The organism is Lewinella sp. LCG006 (genome assembly GCF_040784935.1).
Taxonomy (GTDB): Bacteria; Bacteroidota; Bacteroidia; order Chitinophagales; family Saprospiraceae; genus Lewinella.
In genome coordinates this window covers 3,563,059-3,578,505 of sequence record NZ_CP160680.1, presented here as the reverse complement: position 1 = coordinate 3,578,505, position 15,447 = coordinate 3,563,059, and the positions used below count along the sequence as shown (strand labels likewise).

Annotated in this window: 12 protein-coding genes and 1 pseudogene; 1 reads left to right on the top strand and 12 read right to left on the bottom strand. The window is 48.5% G+C overall.

Translation table 11 applies throughout. The features are described 5' to 3' along the window. Positions 1-66 precede the first annotated feature (66 nt). The 10 genes and pseudogenes from ygiD to AB0L18_RS12755 all read right to left on the bottom strand — a co-directional run bounded on the left by ygiD (position 67) and on the right by AB0L18_RS12755 (position 12,287). The gene (gene ygiD / locus AB0L18_RS12800) at positions 67-900 is read right to left on the bottom strand and encodes a 4,5-DOPA dioxygenase extradiol (RefSeq protein WP_367392987.1); all 834 of its coding nucleotides are present in this window, start codon (positions 898-900) and stop codon (positions 67-69) included. 349 nt (positions 901-1,249) lie between these two features. Continuing rightward, positions 1,250-3,445, bottom strand: coding sequence for a zinc-dependent metalloprotease (locus AB0L18_RS12795; protein WP_367392986.1), 2,196 nt, complete (start codon positions 3,443-3,445; stop codon positions 1,250-1,252). 21 nt (positions 3,446-3,466) lie between these two features. Further along, positions 3,467-3,529, bottom strand: a pseudogene (locus AB0L18_RS12790) (DUF5118 domain-containing protein); the annotation flags it as partial. Between the two features lie 277 nt (positions 3,530-3,806). Next, on the bottom strand, positions 3,807-6,563 hold the full coding sequence (locus AB0L18_RS12785; RefSeq protein WP_367392985.1) for an agmatine deiminase family protein: 2,757 nt from the start codon (positions 6,561-6,563) through the stop codon (positions 3,807-3,809). 234 nt (positions 6,564-6,797) lie between these two features. Continuing rightward, the gene (locus tag AB0L18_RS12780) at positions 6,798-7,910 is read right to left on the bottom strand and encodes an amidohydrolase family protein (RefSeq protein ID WP_367392984.1); all 1,113 of its coding nucleotides are present in this window, start codon (positions 7,908-7,910) and stop codon (positions 6,798-6,800) included. Positions 7,911-8,138: 228 nt separating this feature from the next. Further along, on the bottom strand, positions 8,139-8,615 hold the full coding sequence (locus AB0L18_RS12775; RefSeq protein WP_367392983.1) for a hypothetical protein: 477 nt from the start codon (positions 8,613-8,615) through the stop codon (positions 8,139-8,141). Then, positions 8,605-9,186: a hypothetical protein gene (locus tag AB0L18_RS12770; protein WP_367392982.1), complete on the bottom strand. Its 582-nt coding sequence runs from the start codon at positions 9,184-9,186 to the stop codon at positions 8,605-8,607. Before AB0L18_RS12770 ends, AB0L18_RS12775 begins: the two co-directional genes overlap by 11 nt. Positions 9,187-9,283: 97 nt before the next feature. Continuing rightward, on the bottom strand, positions 9,284-10,093 hold the full coding sequence (locus AB0L18_RS12765; protein ID WP_367392981.1) for a type 1 glutamine amidotransferase: 810 nt from the start codon (positions 10,091-10,093) through the stop codon (positions 9,284-9,286). A 369-nt stretch (positions 10,094-10,462) separates the two neighbouring features. After that, positions 10,463-11,467 (bottom strand): RimK family alpha-L-glutamate ligase, encoded by a 1,005-nt coding sequence (locus AB0L18_RS12760; protein WP_367392980.1) that lies wholly within the window; start codon positions 11,465-11,467, stop codon positions 10,463-10,465. 115 nt (positions 11,468-11,582) lie between these two features. Continuing rightward, entirely contained in the window at positions 11,583-12,287 is a 705-nt protein-coding gene (locus AB0L18_RS12755; RefSeq protein ID WP_367392979.1) for an esterase family protein, read from the bottom strand. A 262-nt stretch (positions 12,288-12,549) separates the two neighbouring features. On the opposite strand from AB0L18_RS12755, the gene AB0L18_RS12750 reads away from it, so the two are divergent. After that, positions 12,550-13,368, top strand: a complete 819-nt coding sequence (locus AB0L18_RS12750; protein ID WP_367392978.1) for an alpha/beta hydrolase — start codon at positions 12,550-12,552, stop codon at positions 13,366-13,368. A gap of 171 nt (positions 13,369-13,539) precedes the next feature. Here the strand turns inward: AB0L18_RS12750 and AB0L18_RS12745 are convergent, their stop codons facing one another. Continuing rightward, on the bottom strand, positions 13,540-14,232 hold the full coding sequence (locus AB0L18_RS12745) for a hypothetical protein (protein ID WP_367392977.1): 693 nt from the start codon (positions 14,230-14,232) through the stop codon (positions 13,540-13,542). Between the two features lie 287 nt (positions 14,233-14,519). Then, positions 14,520-15,434, bottom strand: a complete 915-nt coding sequence (locus AB0L18_RS12740) for a DUF4412 domain-containing protein (protein ID WP_367392976.1) — start codon at positions 15,432-15,434, stop codon at positions 14,520-14,522. Positions 15,435-15,447 lie beyond the last annotated feature (13 nt).

Genomic DNA, 15,447 nt, shown 5'->3' with positions numbered 1-15,447 from the left:
TTTGTCTTGTCAGGTAACAAGATAAAAATTATCTAAATGATAGCAATGGTATTAAGGTAGTAGGCACTAAACCGAAGGAAGCAGCTTCACCGAGGTCATCGTCAGCGAACCTCCTAATGGCTCATCGTTAAAGAGGGTCACCTTATCGCTTTCTTCTTTCAGAGCCATCGTGTAGATCAGCGGCAAGTAATGGTCGGGCGAAGGAATTGCTAAAGCAAATGCCTGACCTTGTTTTTGATAATCAATGAGGCTTTGGTGATTGTCATTCAAAATGTAATCCTTCATTTTTTCACTCGCTTCAGTGGCCCAATCAAAAGCGTAGGGGCTATCCAGCTTATCCCAGGCCACCATGCGCAGGTTGTGTACCATGTTACCACTGCCTACGATCAGCACTCCCTTGTTTCTAAGGCTAGCTAATTGTTTGGCCAGGTCATAGTGATATTGTGCCGGTTTTGTGTAGTCGATACTCATCTGAATGACGGGCACATCGGCATTGGGATATAAGTGTTTGATCACCGACCACGAGCCGTGATCCAGTCCCCATTTATCATCCAGTACGACCTCTGTGCTGGTGATGATTCTTTTAGTTTCCAAAGCTAGTTCGGGGCTGCCCGGTGCGGGATATTGTACATCATACAGTGCTCTCGGGAATCCTCCAAAATCATGGATGGTCCTGGGGTGAGGCATTGCGGTGACAAAGGTTCCTTTCGTTTCCCAGTGTGCCGAAATACAAAGGATGGCCTTGGGCGGTTGGAGTTCTGTGCCCAGTTTTCTGAACGCCGCTACGAACTGGTTCTCCTCAATGGCGTTCATCGGGCTTCCGTGCCCTAAGAAAAGAACGGGCATTTTCTGACTGGCCTCAAAAGAGTCCGTCAATTTTGTAAGCGCATTTAACCTCATTGAACTTGACATTACTGGCAGTAAAGCCAGGGACTTAACGAAATCGCTTCTTTTCATATCGGGAAGAATAGCTCCTAAAATAACCGATTATAGGCAGATTTAGTTGAATACTGTTCCTTTACTGCCATAAAGAAAGTGTTGCTAAGGGGCTGGCATAAGAAAATCCTAATTGGGTGAGAGCAAAAGCAGGATAGAACACAGCGTTTAACCGGATTCAACAGATTTTCACGGCTTTCTATTTTTGTAAAAAGCGGTATTCATCCGTCTGATCCGTTCCTTCCCTGCCTGCAGCAGGCAGGCGTGTTCCATCCTGTTTTTTTCAATACCCTTGTAGAGGTAAAAAACAACCCTAATCTACCGCCAAGGCATCCGCAATACTCGCTTGCAAATCAAGCCAATGAGGATGACTGTTGGCCGTTACTTTCAAGCCCAGCGTCCGTTGAAGCTTGAGTAATTCCGCTCGGGCGTAAGCAGAGATATCCGATTGTTTCACCTTCTTATCGTCGCTTTCAGTAAAGGCAATCAGCTGGTTCACGTAAGTACGCTGAAGGTTACGCCGATATGCATCTGGGGTTCTGTTGCTCCTCAATTCGGAGAGGATTCCTCCGGTAAGGTCTTCAAACAAGCTACTAAGTGTGTAAGGATTACTTGTTCGTGCTTCATTTTCTATAACCCGATGCAAACGATCAACATCCATCAGGATATTCAATGCGCTGGTCTGAAGACGCTGTACCCTTTCGAGCGCACTATTGGGTGATATCCGGCTTAGGATTGCTTCGTCCAATAACCAAGACGGGGTAGCAAAAATATTTTTGTTTAACCAGTCAACGGCATCGGCTTGCCGTTTAGCGGGCACAGCGGTGAATACAGCTCCCTCTTCATCGGCAGTTTTACGATAATCATAAACACCGCCCACATTGGTGGCTACGTGACGGGTGTAGCGTCCGAGTTGGGTATAGACATTGCCGTACAATTCCTCCAAATCCTTAAAAGGCATCCCTTCAACGAAGGACCAATCCCGCAATTCAGGAACGATGCGCTTGAGGTTGGCCATACCCAGGGTGCTGGCGCGGATGGGATCGTCACTGAGGTCTTCTGTCTGGGCGGAAGGGTCGTGTACATCCCGCGTTTGGGCACCGTAGCGGAAAAGAGGGTTACCCGCTCGCTCTTTCACCCAACTGTTCAGGATAAGACGTTCTGCTTCGGCATCAGCAGCTTCGGGAATGGGGCGGTAGCCGTAGATGATCGACCACTCGTCGTAGGGGCCGATACGAGGGTGCAAACCAGCACCTTCATCCTCGGGTTGAGCTACATAATTGAAGCGAGCATAGTCCATGATGGAAGGAGCCGTACCCATGCGTTGCACAAAGCCCGGGGCGCGGAGGCTGTCTACCGGATAGGCTACACTTGAGCCCATATTGTGCGGCAAGCCCAGGGTGTGACCCACCTCATGCGCCGCAACAAAGCGAATCAACTCTCCCATCACTTCCGGTGCAAATTTCACGCCGCGAGCAGCAGGATTGACTGCTGCCGTTTGCATCATGTACCAGTTGCGCAGCAGATTCATCACATTGTGGTACCACAAGATATCGCTCTCCAGAATTTCACCCGTACGAGGATCATGTACGTGAGGCCCTTGGGCATTTTGGATGTCGGTCGTAATGTAGCGGATAACGCTGTAGCGAACATCCTCCGGATGCCAATCGGGATCTTCCTCCGGCGTGGGAGCACGTTTGCCAACAATGGCATTTTTAAAACCAGCTGCTTCGAAGGCTTTTTGCCAATCGTTGACGCCCTGCAAAATGTAAGGAGCCCATTCCTCCGGTGTAGCTGGATCAACGTAGTAGACAATTTGCTTAACGGGCTCTACCAGCTCGCCGCGGGCCCAGGCTGCCGGATCTTTGGGTTCCAGACGCCAGCGGGTGATGTAGCGGCGGCTCTCGGCGCGTTGGGCATCCAGGCTATAGTTGGTCTGCTCCAGAGAGAAGTACCCTACCCGCTCGTCATAAAGCCGGGCTTGCATGGGTTTTTCCGGCAAACGGATAAAAGATTGATTCATCTCAATCGACAAGGTCTCCGTCAGCTGGTTATCCGGCAGGTCTTTGCCTCCGTTGTAGGTAAGAATATGGCGAACTTCCGTGTTTTCCGGGAAGCTTTTCATCCAGGAGATCATGCTGCGATTTTTGTCCAAGGCCTTCACCTTGAAACGCTCGCGTTCGTTGGCCCGCAAGGCTCCAATCATGGGAATATCCGTAGTAAAGAGACTATTGACTTCAAACACTACGGCAGTGCTATCGGGGTTGAAGGCAGCAATGGGAAAGACTTCTATGATAGGTTCAAAGTTGTTGTTTTTCACCGAACGATAGACGGGATCTTCAAAATTGGCGACATCATTGTAGCTCACTGAGCGCAGTACTACCTGGTCATCCATTCGCTGCCAGCGGATCACCTGCTGTGGCCGCGACTTCATGCCTGCACCCCCGAAATTGAGTCCTTTGACGTGCCCAGATATTCGGCTAACGACCAGAATTTCTTCCTCCAGCATGGTGAAGGGAATTTCGAAGAAGTATTTACCATCCACCTTGTGTACAGTAAAAAGGCCTTCGTCGGTCTGCGCATCGGCAGTGATGACTTCATCGAAGGCTTTAGGGCCTTTTTCTTGCTTTTAGCGGCTCCCTCTTCCTGGGCCGACAATTGGGTCCCCATCAGGAAAAGTCCTAAAAACAATAGCAGTAAGCTGTTTTTCATACTTAGCGATTTGATTACTTTGGTTGAACGTTTTACGCCTGAACAACCCAGGCAGCACAAAATCGTTCACCGGCAACCCAGCCCGCGCAATGAATACCCTGGACTTTGCTGTGAAATGGGGCGGTGTATAGTACGCTGGTCGGGAGACCAGCTTCAACCTACTGCTTCACTAAGGGCAAAACTACCTGCTGATCCTCATACCGCACTTGCAACCAATAAGCCCCCGCAGGCAACTGCTCTACCGGCAACTCCAAGCGAGATGTTCCGCCCGTAATGTCACTGCCCCACTGGTGGAGCGTTTGTCCGGCAGGGTTGCTGATGGTCAGTTCCAGGCCGCGGTAGGCAGCTTCGCTTTCGATGAGCAGTGCGGCGTTGGTGTTGACAGGATTGGGAACCAGGTTTACCTTGACCGGTAGATTGCCTAATACAGAAGTACTGTTTTCGTAATCATAGCGCACCGTAACTATGTCCGTCCAGACTTGTGCGCCCTGGTTATCGGTGGCACGGGCTTGCAGGTTGTAGTAGCCCCAGTTGGGCATCAGAAAGGGCATTTCGTAGGGGGGCGTTGCATCGCTACCCAAAAAATCACTTCCCAGGAAAAAGTCTACCTGACTAATTTCACCATCATTATCGCTGGCTGCTACACGCATCGTTTGCTGTAGAGGCCCAAAACCGATGTAGAATGTATTGTTGGCAGGAAAGGCAATACTGGCCTGTGGCAAGGCATTCGCCGCTACGGTGATTTCATCCAGGTAGATGCTGTTGCCTTGATCGCCAATACTCTCGATTTCCAGGATAAATTGTTGTCCTTCCCAAGGGGATAAGTCAATGGTTTCGGTACGCCAATCTGCGCAGCTTGAGGGTACAAAACCAGGCACAGGCACACCTACCGTAGTGAGCACATCGCCCCCCTTGTTGTAGATGTTGTGGTGGTGTCCTTGCTGATCCACCAGGTTCACCCGTAATTCATCAAAATGGAGAGGGTGACGCTGGGCGTAAGCTACCGCAAACTGAAGGCTGGCTTGGGTATATCCTCGCAAATCGATAGCGGTGCGCAGGTATTCACGGTTGAGCTTTTGTGGCGCATCCCGATGGCGGACTTCCAGGCAGGCGCCGTTACAACCACCATCATCCCGCCACTGCCATTGAACGGGGCCGTTGTCTGGATTGATGATTTCCCAAGCGGTAAGGCTGCCTGTCGTAAAACTCTCCGAAAACGGCAGGAAGGATGCTCTTACGCGAACGCCATCAGTCCGCAAAAGGGTATCAGCTCCCAGTGGGTTTGCTGCAATCAGGCGAACAGCATAATTTCCAGGATTAGCATAGGTCACGGTCACTTCTTCACTGTTCGACAAAATGGGAGATCCCCCAGGGAATGTCCAGGTCCAGGAAGTAGGGCCTTCTTCAGCGTCATTGGTAAACAAAATCTGGGTTCCCGGTGCTACCTCCCGCTCCGTTTGTACCCATTGGGCGACGGGTGGAGTGGTCCAGTTTTTTATTTGAAAATGGTAATAACCGGTTGGCGCGGGCAGTGGCCGTACTTGTCTTTTACCACTATTGGCCAAAGCCTCGATGTAATAATGCACCTCGGTGCCCGGAGCTGTAGCCGGAATGGCCGCTTGCCAAAGGTCCGTATCCGTTGTATGCTGGGTCATTGGAATAAGTAAGAAAGGCCCTTCCTCGCTGGTACGGTAATAGAGACTTGCCTCAGCAATACCAGTTTCATGATAGATCCAGGCATCTACCGGATACGCATTTTGTCCACCATAGACATCTCGCAAACGGGGGTGTGCAATCCACAAAGGGCGTTTTACCCCCACTAGCTTCGTAATACAATGCAAAGCCCCCAACTCATCGATGATTTCATTACAGTTGATCCCCACTACCCGGTAACCAGGAAAATAATCACGGTACAACTGTAGGGCCATGCTATCGGAAGGGGCATCGTAAGTAGGCACCATAATTGTCTTATTGACAAAGACGCTGTTGGTATACGTGCGGTAGTCGGCAAATGGGGGGTACTGCCCTCCTTGCGGCGGCATGGGCAGGCGTAGAATGCGATAAGGTTTACCGTAAGGCGTTCGGTAGTGGTTGCGCAAAAACTGAAGGTTGGCTTCAATCACTGGCCCGTCGGCCACACCGGGAGGATATTCGCCAATGGCAATGGTTTCTTCATCCAGCGTACGCATGTGCATATCCAGATGATGAATGGTATCGTAATTCAAGCGAGAGAGAATGCGATAATCTTCTATCCCAAAAAAAAGCTGAGCGTATTCTGCAATTTCCTGACCGGTTTTCCCAGAATTTTCCCGCAGTACCAAATCACTGGAATAAGCTGAGCGCACGCCGTCTCGTAAGAAGTTTCCGCCAGTGTGCGTCCACTGGTAAGGGTTTTCGTCGGCATTATACAAAGGGGAACCAATATAGTCAGCTACTTCATAAGGAATTTGATCGTCCAGGGTTCGGTTGGGGCGATTGTAGAGGTAATCGGAGATTCCCCGCTCGTGAACTTTATTGAGGTAGACCGTCCAGGGGCCATAATCGCGAATCCAGACGCTGTTGAAACCCGAAGTAATAAACCGCAAATTTTGGGTAGGAATCTGAGCTTGAATGAGGTGTATTTGCAGGCTGCTAAAATCCGGTGCAATGATGTACACCAAACACTCCTCAACAGCGTAACGGACGATCTGCGTAAGGATGTCTTCGTAGTTGTCTTCCCAGGCGATCACCAAGCCTTCTACCTCTTCCCACTCCCCCATCGTGCGCACATTCTGAGGAGGCAGATTGGGTTGGATAAACTGTTGGGGCGGATCCTCTTCCGGCGAATGGGTCCTACTGACTTGCGCCTTAAGTCCACTGATGGTAAGTAGACAAAAGAGTAAGAGGAAGTAGCGGAGCTGGTAATAAGCATCCATAAGCGGAGGGATTCAACAATAGCCTAAAATTCAAATTGCTTTTGAGCAATTACTAAATTACGGAAAATCGTTGACTTTTGGGGAATAACTTGGCGCTAAAGTAAAAGTTAATTTGAACCATATAAGCACCATAAGGACTTATAAAAAAGATACTTATATGTTCTTATAATCCTGATATGGTTCAATAAGTCCCTACTAACAAGTGCCCTTTGGGGGTTCAAATTCGGCCCTTGCTTATTCATCAAACAAGCTCGCATCCAGCCCGGGGATCACCCTTAGGGCATTTTTGTAGTACAGCTTTCGCAAAACATCATCCGGTAAATCAAGGCCATACATTTTCCAGAACGCGTGGTAGCGCTTGTAGTACGGGAAGTACTCATCATCCGATTCGAGTACTCGGAAATAGGTGGGGTATTCATTCGGTTGGTACGAATCTTTACCAAACAGTACTCGGTCCTGGTACTGCTCAAAGAAGCGTTTAGCCATCCGTGGCTGGCGGCCCAGCTCGGCGATAACGGCACCAATCTCCACCACTACATTGGGGTTGTCATCCAAAAATTGCCCCAAACGGGCCAGGTCATTGGCGTACCAGCTCATGTGAGCACTGATGAAGGTAGTGCCCCGGTGCTGGCGGAAGATATCGTGCGCTTCGCCCAGAATAGTCTCAAAAGGAGCGGGATCATCGGCTTCGCGCTTGCGGTTAGGACGTAGTTTGAGTTCCAACCAACGCTCATTGTTTTCGTCGTGCGGTTCCCAGAAAGAGGGAGGATCAGCCGAGTGGATGATGACGGGAATCCCCAGTTCGCCACATTTCTCCCAGACGGGTGCGATACGAGGATCGTTGATCTTGATGCGGTTGCCATCTTTGTCGGTATTGGTCATCCCCTGGCTCTTGTAGATTTTCAGGCCACGGGCACCGATACTCACATCGAATTCCAGCTGCTTGAGGGTGTTTTCCAACCAGTCTTCTTCGTCGATGGAGCGCAGTTCAATGTTGGTAAAACAGACGATCCGGTTCTTATACTCCGAGGCATTGATGTGATCCATGATGTCCTTCAGCGCCTGCCCGCCGCGCCCGCTGAGGTTGACGACAATCCCCATGTTCAAACTATCCATCTGCCGGATCAGCAAATCCAAATCCTGCTCCGCCATCCGCCAATGGTGGCTATGAACATCGATAAAGGGAAACTTGGCGTGCGTTACCTCCGTTTCCGGCACCACCAAAGTAGAGGGCGGATCGTATTCCTCCCAGTTGAGTATGAGGGAAGAATCAATGGGGGTACGCTGGGCCAGCAGGTTAAGGCTAGCCAGGCAACACAGGAGGGTAAGAAGACGAGTAGCTAACATAAATTTACACTTTATGGCTAAAGTACAAATTTAAGAGCAGCACGAAAATAAGTTGAACCATCGTTTTTCAAAAAGTTGGCTAAGCGGTTCACTTCCCAGAAGTCCTCGAAGGGATCATTATATGGTATACCCTCGGCATAAGCGTGTCGGCCATTTGGAAAATCACAGAGATGGCTTAACTTATTTATTGCCAACTTACTTAGGGCAGCTTTTATTTTTCGCAAACGCTCAATCCAACGTTTCCTCCATTTTGTACCATTCCTCTTCCGAAAAAATGGCCGCTACATCAGCTTTGAACGCCTTATAATCAAAAGGTACACTCAGTTTGTATTCCCCAATAGTATCAATACCCAAAAGTAAAGCGTCTTCCATTAATTTGATAACGGTTGCTTTATCAGCCGCTACCACTTCTTCATAAGGCACTCGGATGCCTATGTCAATACTGGCCTTTTTGGGATAATAATCACTGCCGACCCAATTGGAGAAGTTTGGCGTAAGGTTCTCTACCACTACGAAAGTAAAGTAAAACTTGGCAATGCCAGCACCATATTTTTGGAGATCGATTTTTTGGCGTAGTACCTTTAGAAAGAGGCTAGGATTCACTTTAGGGTAAAGCTCGTGCCAAATGCGACCGGAGATAAAGATCCGCTCATTATCCAAATCCTGAATTTCTGCTGTTGATATTTGTTCCTTGTTAACTGTCATACTTGTTTCCTGGTGGTCGTGCTAAAATAACGTCACGTGCCGTGACTTCGGGCAAGAGAGGATAACTGTAAATCATTTGCTTCTCCTGCTTTAGACATTCGCTATAGGTGCCAAAAAACATTGGAATAAATAACAAGTTCTCGGCACCATAGTTTCCGCCTGGGTAACGTTCGGATTCTTTTTTTCGAGTCACGCCGTATTTCCACACGTTTCCTTCATATAAATATATGGTTTTCAGACCGAAAGGGCAAGATAGACAAGGATAAACACCATTAAGGTTAGCAACTAACGCATACTGAACCGCATTGTCTATTTCCTCTAATTCCCGATCTAGCTTGGCTTGCCTTTCAGAGGACAAGCCAAAGCCCCCTTCAGGTGTTTCAATGACACCCGGAGCAACTTTTTTTTCGCTATTGTAAACGTGATAGACCAAAAAGGCAATGCCTACCAGGATCAAAAGAAAGAGCCATTTGAATCCTTGTGGGGAACTGCTACTCTGGTTTTTAGAAATAACCCTAAGCCTTGTGTCTGGACACGGCTCTCTTTTATTAGCGCGAGATGAGCGAAGCATGATCTACTTGGTTAGTAAACAGCAGATAAAGCTACAATAAAAAAAGATAATTTACAGAAGACGACATATTAAAATTTTACTCTACCAAATATCACCTTTACGCCAGCACCATCTCTTCCGCCGCAATCGCCTGCTCTATAAACTGTGGCAAGATCCGGTTGTAGGTATGCATGATCCGGCGCGGGTGGCGCATATCGGCCAGAATTCGGTGGTATTTTTCGGCACCGTGCTCGGTGATGACCGCCTCGCGGCGTTCGGGTTCTATGAAGTGGGAGATCATACCCTCGGGGTCGGCTTCGGGATGAAACTGGACACCGATCATTTCCGGCGAAAAACGGATGGCCATGATGGCTCTATCCAGCGGTACGTGGGGGCGGATTTTTTCCAAAGCCAAGATCCTTGCCCCTAGCTCCTCAAAACGCGCTTCATTGGGTTGGGTAACTTGGTAGTAGCGGAAATCAGCAGCCCAAAAAGGATTGTTTAAACCATCAAAAACAGGCTCCTCTACACCTGCATCGGTAAGATGCACCGGGAACGTACCAAACGACATGGTACGACGATCGGAAACTTCCGCCAGGTTGAAAAAATGAACGGCCATCTGAAAGGAATGGCAGATGAAAAATACGGGCTTTTTCTGCTCCTGGTGTTGGTTCCAGGTCCAAACCGCCTGTAACCAGGCATAGTATTTGGCATCCCAGTGACCGTCTCCTTCCAGTGGATTGCCGGGGCCACCAGTAGAGAGGTAAAAATCGAAGCTCAAATCGGGTACTTCGGCTTTGCCGCGTACATCAAACACCTCGTAGTCTACCTTACCAGCAAACTGCAAGACAATATCTTTGATACAACGCATCCCCTGATTAGGGGTACCGTCGTACATATCCAGAATAGCTAAACGAGCAATACTCATAATTCAACAATTTCAGGGCGTGTAGTTCATGTTCAAAACCTCTCTTTTTGTTTAGTAAACAAAAAAAGTGGCTGTTCTTATTCAAAACAACTGGGTTCTAAGCTTTGGCTTTGGGAGATTGTATAGGAAGGTTAGGGTGGTAAACAGCTGCCAGAGGCAAAAGGTTGTAAAGTAAAGGTCTGGAAAAAGGCGGTATTAATTAAACTTTTCTTGGTTAAGCTATCCGACAATTAACGTTTTTATTCGTCGGAAGGGATCTGGCTTAGGTTTCAGCCCGAGCGTAAGACCTACGCTCGGGCTGCTCCAAAAGTTGGGCTATAGCAAAGCCCAATCTACTTTTTCTTCGTCGTTGTACGCTTTGCAGCTGGCTTAGCTGCTGGTTTTGCGGCTGTTTTTTTTCGCAGCCGGTTTAGTGGCTGGCTTAGCTGCGGTTGCTGCTACATTGTTACGGATAAAGTTCCCCCAAGTGAGGTTGCTCTGACCGTCTTTGTGTGCTTTTGCTTTTTCGATCGCGTAAGTAGCAGCAGTTTCTACCACCCATTCGAAGTTTTCTGCGCCTACAGAACTGATCTCTGCGTCTGGTGCAGGATTGCAGAAGTCGATGGCGATAGGAATACCATCACGTACCGCAAACTCTACGGTATTGAAATCATAACCTAGCCCTTGACAGATGGTCAATACCAGGTCGTGCATTTGCTTACGCAATTCGTCGCTTACATTGTGCTTGGCAGCGTAGCGCAGGTGGTGCGGGTTGCGTGGTTCGTAATCCATGATCCGTACGTATTTCCCACCAATGCCGTAACAACGGAAGTAAGCATCAAACTTGATTTCTTCCTGAAGCATCATCACCAATTGCTCCGTTTCGCTGTGCTTTTCGAAAAACTCCTGCGCGTTCTCCAGGCGGTATACACTCTTCCAGCCACCACCAGCGTGGGGTTTCATGTAGGCTGGAAAACCAATGTATTCGAAGATACCTTCCCAATCCATAGGATAAGCCAGGTTGGAGAAAGACTCTCCGGAGGTATCGTCAGGATGTTGATGCGAAGGCAGCAATACCGTCTTTGGTACGGGTACATTCATTTCCGTAACAGAAAGTACGTTGTTGAAAAACTTTTCGTCGGCACTCCACCAGAAAGGGTTGTTGATGACCGCCGTTCCCGTAGCTGCTGCATTTTTAAGATATGCACGATAAAAAGGTACATCCTGTGATATCCGGTCGATAATGACAGCGTAACCACTGGGCTCTCCTTGGATCACCTTATCGATTTTCACCGCTTCTGCGATGATACCTTTTTCTCCTTTGCTGTTGATGCGCTCAATAAAGGCTTCAGGAAAGGAACGTTCTTTACCAAATAAAATACCGATCTTTTTCATATTGAAAAGTTGATTTCGAATTGTACCAATGCCAAAATAGGTGTTAAAAATAATGATTACTTAGCGAATGGAAACATTGTTCTTCTATTGATTTCCAATTTCTAAGCTTAGCTAACTACAACAAGCTCAGGTAATGGGGGAACATTTCCCGCCACAAAGGCCAGTCGTGCTTTTGCCAACCACGAACATCCAACCAGTGATCAATCCCTTTTGCACTCAAGATAGCCGACATCTTGCGGTTGGGTTCCAGGCATATATCCCATTCGGAAGTACCCAAGATGATTTTCATGCCCCATAAGGCCGGATCATTGGCGTTCTGCATAAAATCGATCGGGTTATTGAAGTAGGTGTTCTCATCGTAATAGCCGTCCATAAAGGTTTTAATGTCAAAAGCACCACTCATACTGAACATATGGCTTACCTGGCTAGGATGGCGAAACGCAAAATTTGCCGCATGATAACCGCCGAAGCTTGGGCCTGCTACCGCTACCTTGTGGCTTCTTGTCTTCATCTGCAACTGAGGAACCAATTCTTCGCTCAAAAAGCGGTCGTACTGGATATGGTTTTGCACCTTATGGGCAGGATGGATATTGCGGTTGTACCAACTGTCGGAGTTGATGCTATCTGGGCAGTAAATTTGCACCAGGCCTTGCTCTACAAACCAGCGAACAGATTCCACCAGTTTGAAGTCTTTATTTTCGTAGTAACGCCCCATCGTTGTGGGGAACAATACTACCGGATAACCCCGGTCTCCGAATACCAACATATCGATATCGCGGCCGAGATGATGAGAATAAAATTGAATTAATTTTTCCTGCACCGTAGAAGTATTTTAGGAAGTTCTCTGAAATTTTGGCAAAATTACTGCCTTTTGCCTTAGCTTACAAGCTATTTATTTGGTTTACAGATGTTTAAAAAAGCATAAACCAAATAAACAACAAGCAATCTGAGGACTAATATACATTTATTCTTAATTGCCAGAACTGCACCACTTATTCTTCTCAAAAAAGATAGTTTATTACTACCTGTTTTTTTTTAACAATTCTCTTTTGCTTATGCCGATCAGTGGTTTACATAGGGCTATGGATGATTTTATGAGGCGCTTGCGTCACCTGATAATGCCCCATAAGGCCTTTACCACCCATCATTTAGCCAGTCAACACCTCAGCAGGACGGTCACCGTAGACCTCTACCGCAGCCATACAACCAACAACCAACCCGTTTTCTTTTTTCTGGATGGTCAGGATGTACGCACCATGGCCATAAGTGCTTTGCATGAACAACTCTACACGGAAGGTTTTTCTCCGTTTACGGTAGTAGGCATTCATGCCAACGAAGCCCGCATGTGGGAATACGGCACCCTCAGCCGTGCTGACTATGCCGACCGAGGAAATCGTGCCCCCCAAACCGCGCAGTTTATCCTGGAGGAATTGCTGCCTTTTTTACGAAACAGATACGGTATTGGTCCTCCCACCCAGCTCCATCACGTTGGAGGTTTCTCCCTGGGTGCCTTGGTTGCCTTTGATCTGGCCTGGCACTACCCCCAAGTCTTCCGTACCGCCGGTATTTTTTCTGGTGCACTCTGGTGGCGCAGTCGCCCCTTCAACAAAAAGCTCCCCGATGCCAACCGCATCCTGCATGATCAGGTGGCCAAGGCCTCTAGTTTGCCACCAGTACGCTATTGGTTCCAGGCTGGCACCAAAGACGAAGAAGGCGATCGCAACCACAACGGCATCATCGACGCTATTGATGACACCCTCCAATTGATGGATCTCCTAAGGGAAAAAGGCCAACCAGAGACAGACCTCCACTACTTGGAAATCGTCGATGGCCATCATGATCCTGCTACCTGGGCACTTGCCATGCCGGATTTTATCCGCTGGACCTTAGCTGGACTTTAGACATTTTCCCAAATGCTTGAGGGAGCGATCCGCAAGGCTTCTCCCCCGTCACTGTGTGACACCTCCTCAAAGAGGGGGACATGGAAATCCCTTTGGTTTGGTGAGCAACTAAGCGCATTCAGAACCAATCCAAAGCGTCCCTGTTCGGTCCGCTCTTTGCAGGTGAAAGCGCTAGTCCAATTGGGCCTGAAGTTGGTCGAGGGCCAGTCGTTCTTCATTGGCGATGATGTGAAACATCATGTAAAAATACTGCTGATCCAGACTAGCAAAATCGATTTGCTCTACGGATTGGGTGAGCATATTTTGGCGCAGGGTTTGGTCGATGGTCTTGACTTCCTGATAGTGATATTGAAAGCCTTTGATCAGGTCACTGTTCTCGCCTACCGCTGCAAGATAGTTCATATAATCAGGGTTGGTATTGAAGCAGAAATAGTTGATGATCTCTTTGGTCGTGGGATCTTGAAAGCCGCACTTTTTGGTAATAAAGGGTAGTTTGCTGACGGCTTCGGTGAGGCCAGAAAGGTCAAACTCGCCGTTGTAGGGAAATACTGATGTGTAGGGGTCATCATCAAAATAATCCATGCGCATCCGCAGGGCATGCTGTTCGTAGACATAAGCGGGTGGGCGGTCACCAAAACCTTTGGAAATCCCCTGATCAAAAACTGCTTTAATCTCATTGAGGGCATTGATAGTTTCGGCACTTAAAAAGTCGGGGGCCAGAAAAGTAGCGGCCGCCTCCGTGCCTGACTCCCCGGCAGCGGAGGTTCCTGATCCAGAAGAACAAGCTGAGAAGAGGCTAATAAACAGGCCAAGACAAAGGAGGCAGGTGCGTGGTAAGAAAGGAATCATTGCAGGGTGTTTCATGTGAAGTTAGATTAAGTTAACTGTGCTCTAAATGTTGGTTGCAAAATAAGGAAAGTGTTGCACAAATTGGCCATGGTTAGGGCGAACCGACGGAGGAGGGTAGCCCGGCGCATTCCGATTTCCAATCGGAAAAGCACAGGCAGGGATAGAAGCGGTATGCCATGCGCAGCGGGCATAAGAGCGGATAGCCCGGCCGCCCCCGGAACGGGTGGCGGGCCTGCCTAAAAAAACAAGCCCCCGAGCAAAAGTATTCCTCGGGGGCCTGGTGGCTACTAAAAAGAAAATTATTAGAAGCCGATGCTCATGATTTCGATGCCGTTGGTGTCAAAGACATCCATGTTGACATCAGCACCAAAATGGAGGTTGTAGTAGGTCATTTTGGTGGTTTCCTTGCCATCCTTGGAGACCGTGGTACTCTCGATAGGGAAGCCTTCTACGGCAAAGGCATTGGTCGAAAAGTTATTGTTCTTTTTCTGACGCATCTGGGCGGACATGGCGCGGATGATGGCATCGCGATCGATTTCCAGGTCCTTGGTCAACCAGGCGTTGGTAGTGCCATCTTCGTGTTCGATGAGGTATTCGCGGCAATTGTAGCCGTTGATCACCTTGGTATTGCCGAGGTCGGTGATGGTGAATTCGCTCTGCTCAGGAACGAAATCCTCGTATTCCACTTTGGGTTGGCGCATGCGGATCCCCTGGGTTTTGCCATCGCTTTGTGTGATCATGGTCATTTTGCCTTCCTGGTTATCCAGCAGAATACGGGTGGTACCGTCCTCTGAGATCATTTCCATTCCAGTGGCCCAGGTATCGAAGGTGTAGTGCATGGTAAGGTTTTGCACTTTGCCGCGCTTATCGGTATTGACCATGTCCATGGACAGGTTCATCTTTACAGGGTTTTCGTAGGGTTCGAATTCACCGCCAAAGTTGATACCAGAGAAGACGCCTCCATCGGCGTTGGGCGCAGGGGTATCGTCTTCTAATACTTCGCTGTCTTCGGTTGGGGTTTCGGGCTGGTCTTGCTTCTTGCGGCGGAACAGGCCTTCAATCGCATCGGCGGCTTTGTCTACCGCCTGATCTACTTTCTGGTCCACACGCTGATTGGCTTTGTTTTCCGCACGGTTTTTTACCCGCTCCTGGGCATTGCCGGAAAAACTAAGCAGTAAACAGATAAAACTCAAGCATAACAATTTGCACAATTTCATATTAAGGCTTTTT

What these genes read in the sequence shown, in the direction of transcription:
- ygiD (WP_367392987.1), bottom strand. Translation starts at nt 900, where the DNA reads ATGAGGTTAAATGCGCTTACAAAATTGACGGACTCTTTTGAGGCCAGT.
- AB0L18_RS12795 (WP_367392986.1), bottom strand. Translation starts at nt 3,445, where the DNA reads ATGCTGGAGGAAGAAATTCTGGTCGTTAGCCGAATATCTGGGCACGTC.
- AB0L18_RS12785 (WP_367392985.1), bottom strand. Translation starts at nt 6,563, where the DNA reads ATGGATGCTTATTACCAGCTCCGCTACTTCCTCTTACTCTTTTGTCTA.
- AB0L18_RS12780 (WP_367392984.1), bottom strand. Translation starts at nt 7,910, where the DNA reads ATGTTAGCTACTCGTCTTCTTACCCTCCTGTGTTGCCTGGCTAGCCTT.
- AB0L18_RS12775 (WP_367392983.1), bottom strand. Translation starts at nt 8,615, where the DNA reads ATGACAGTTAACAAGGAACAAATATCAACAGCAGAAATTCAGGATTTG.
- AB0L18_RS12770 (WP_367392982.1), bottom strand. Translation starts at nt 9,186, where the DNA reads ATGCTTCGCTCATCTCGCGCTAATAAAAGAGAGCCGTGTCCAGACACA.
- AB0L18_RS12765 (WP_367392981.1), bottom strand. Translation starts at nt 10,093, where the DNA reads ATGAGTATTGCTCGTTTAGCTATTCTGGATATGTACGACGGTACCCCT.
- AB0L18_RS12760 (WP_367392980.1), bottom strand. Translation starts at nt 11,467, where the DNA reads ATGAAAAAGATCGGTATTTTATTTGGTAAAGAACGTTCCTTTCCTGAA.
- AB0L18_RS12750 (WP_367392978.1), top strand. Translation starts at nt 12,550, where the DNA reads ATGGATGATTTTATGAGGCGCTTGCGTCACCTGATAATGCCCCATAAG.
- AB0L18_RS12745 (WP_367392977.1), bottom strand. Translation starts at nt 14,232, where the DNA reads ATGAAACACCCTGCAATGATTCCTTTCTTACCACGCACCTGCCTCCTT.
- AB0L18_RS12740 (WP_367392976.1), bottom strand. Translation starts at nt 15,434, where the DNA reads ATGAAATTGTGCAAATTGTTATGCTTGAGTTTTATCTGTTTACTGCTT.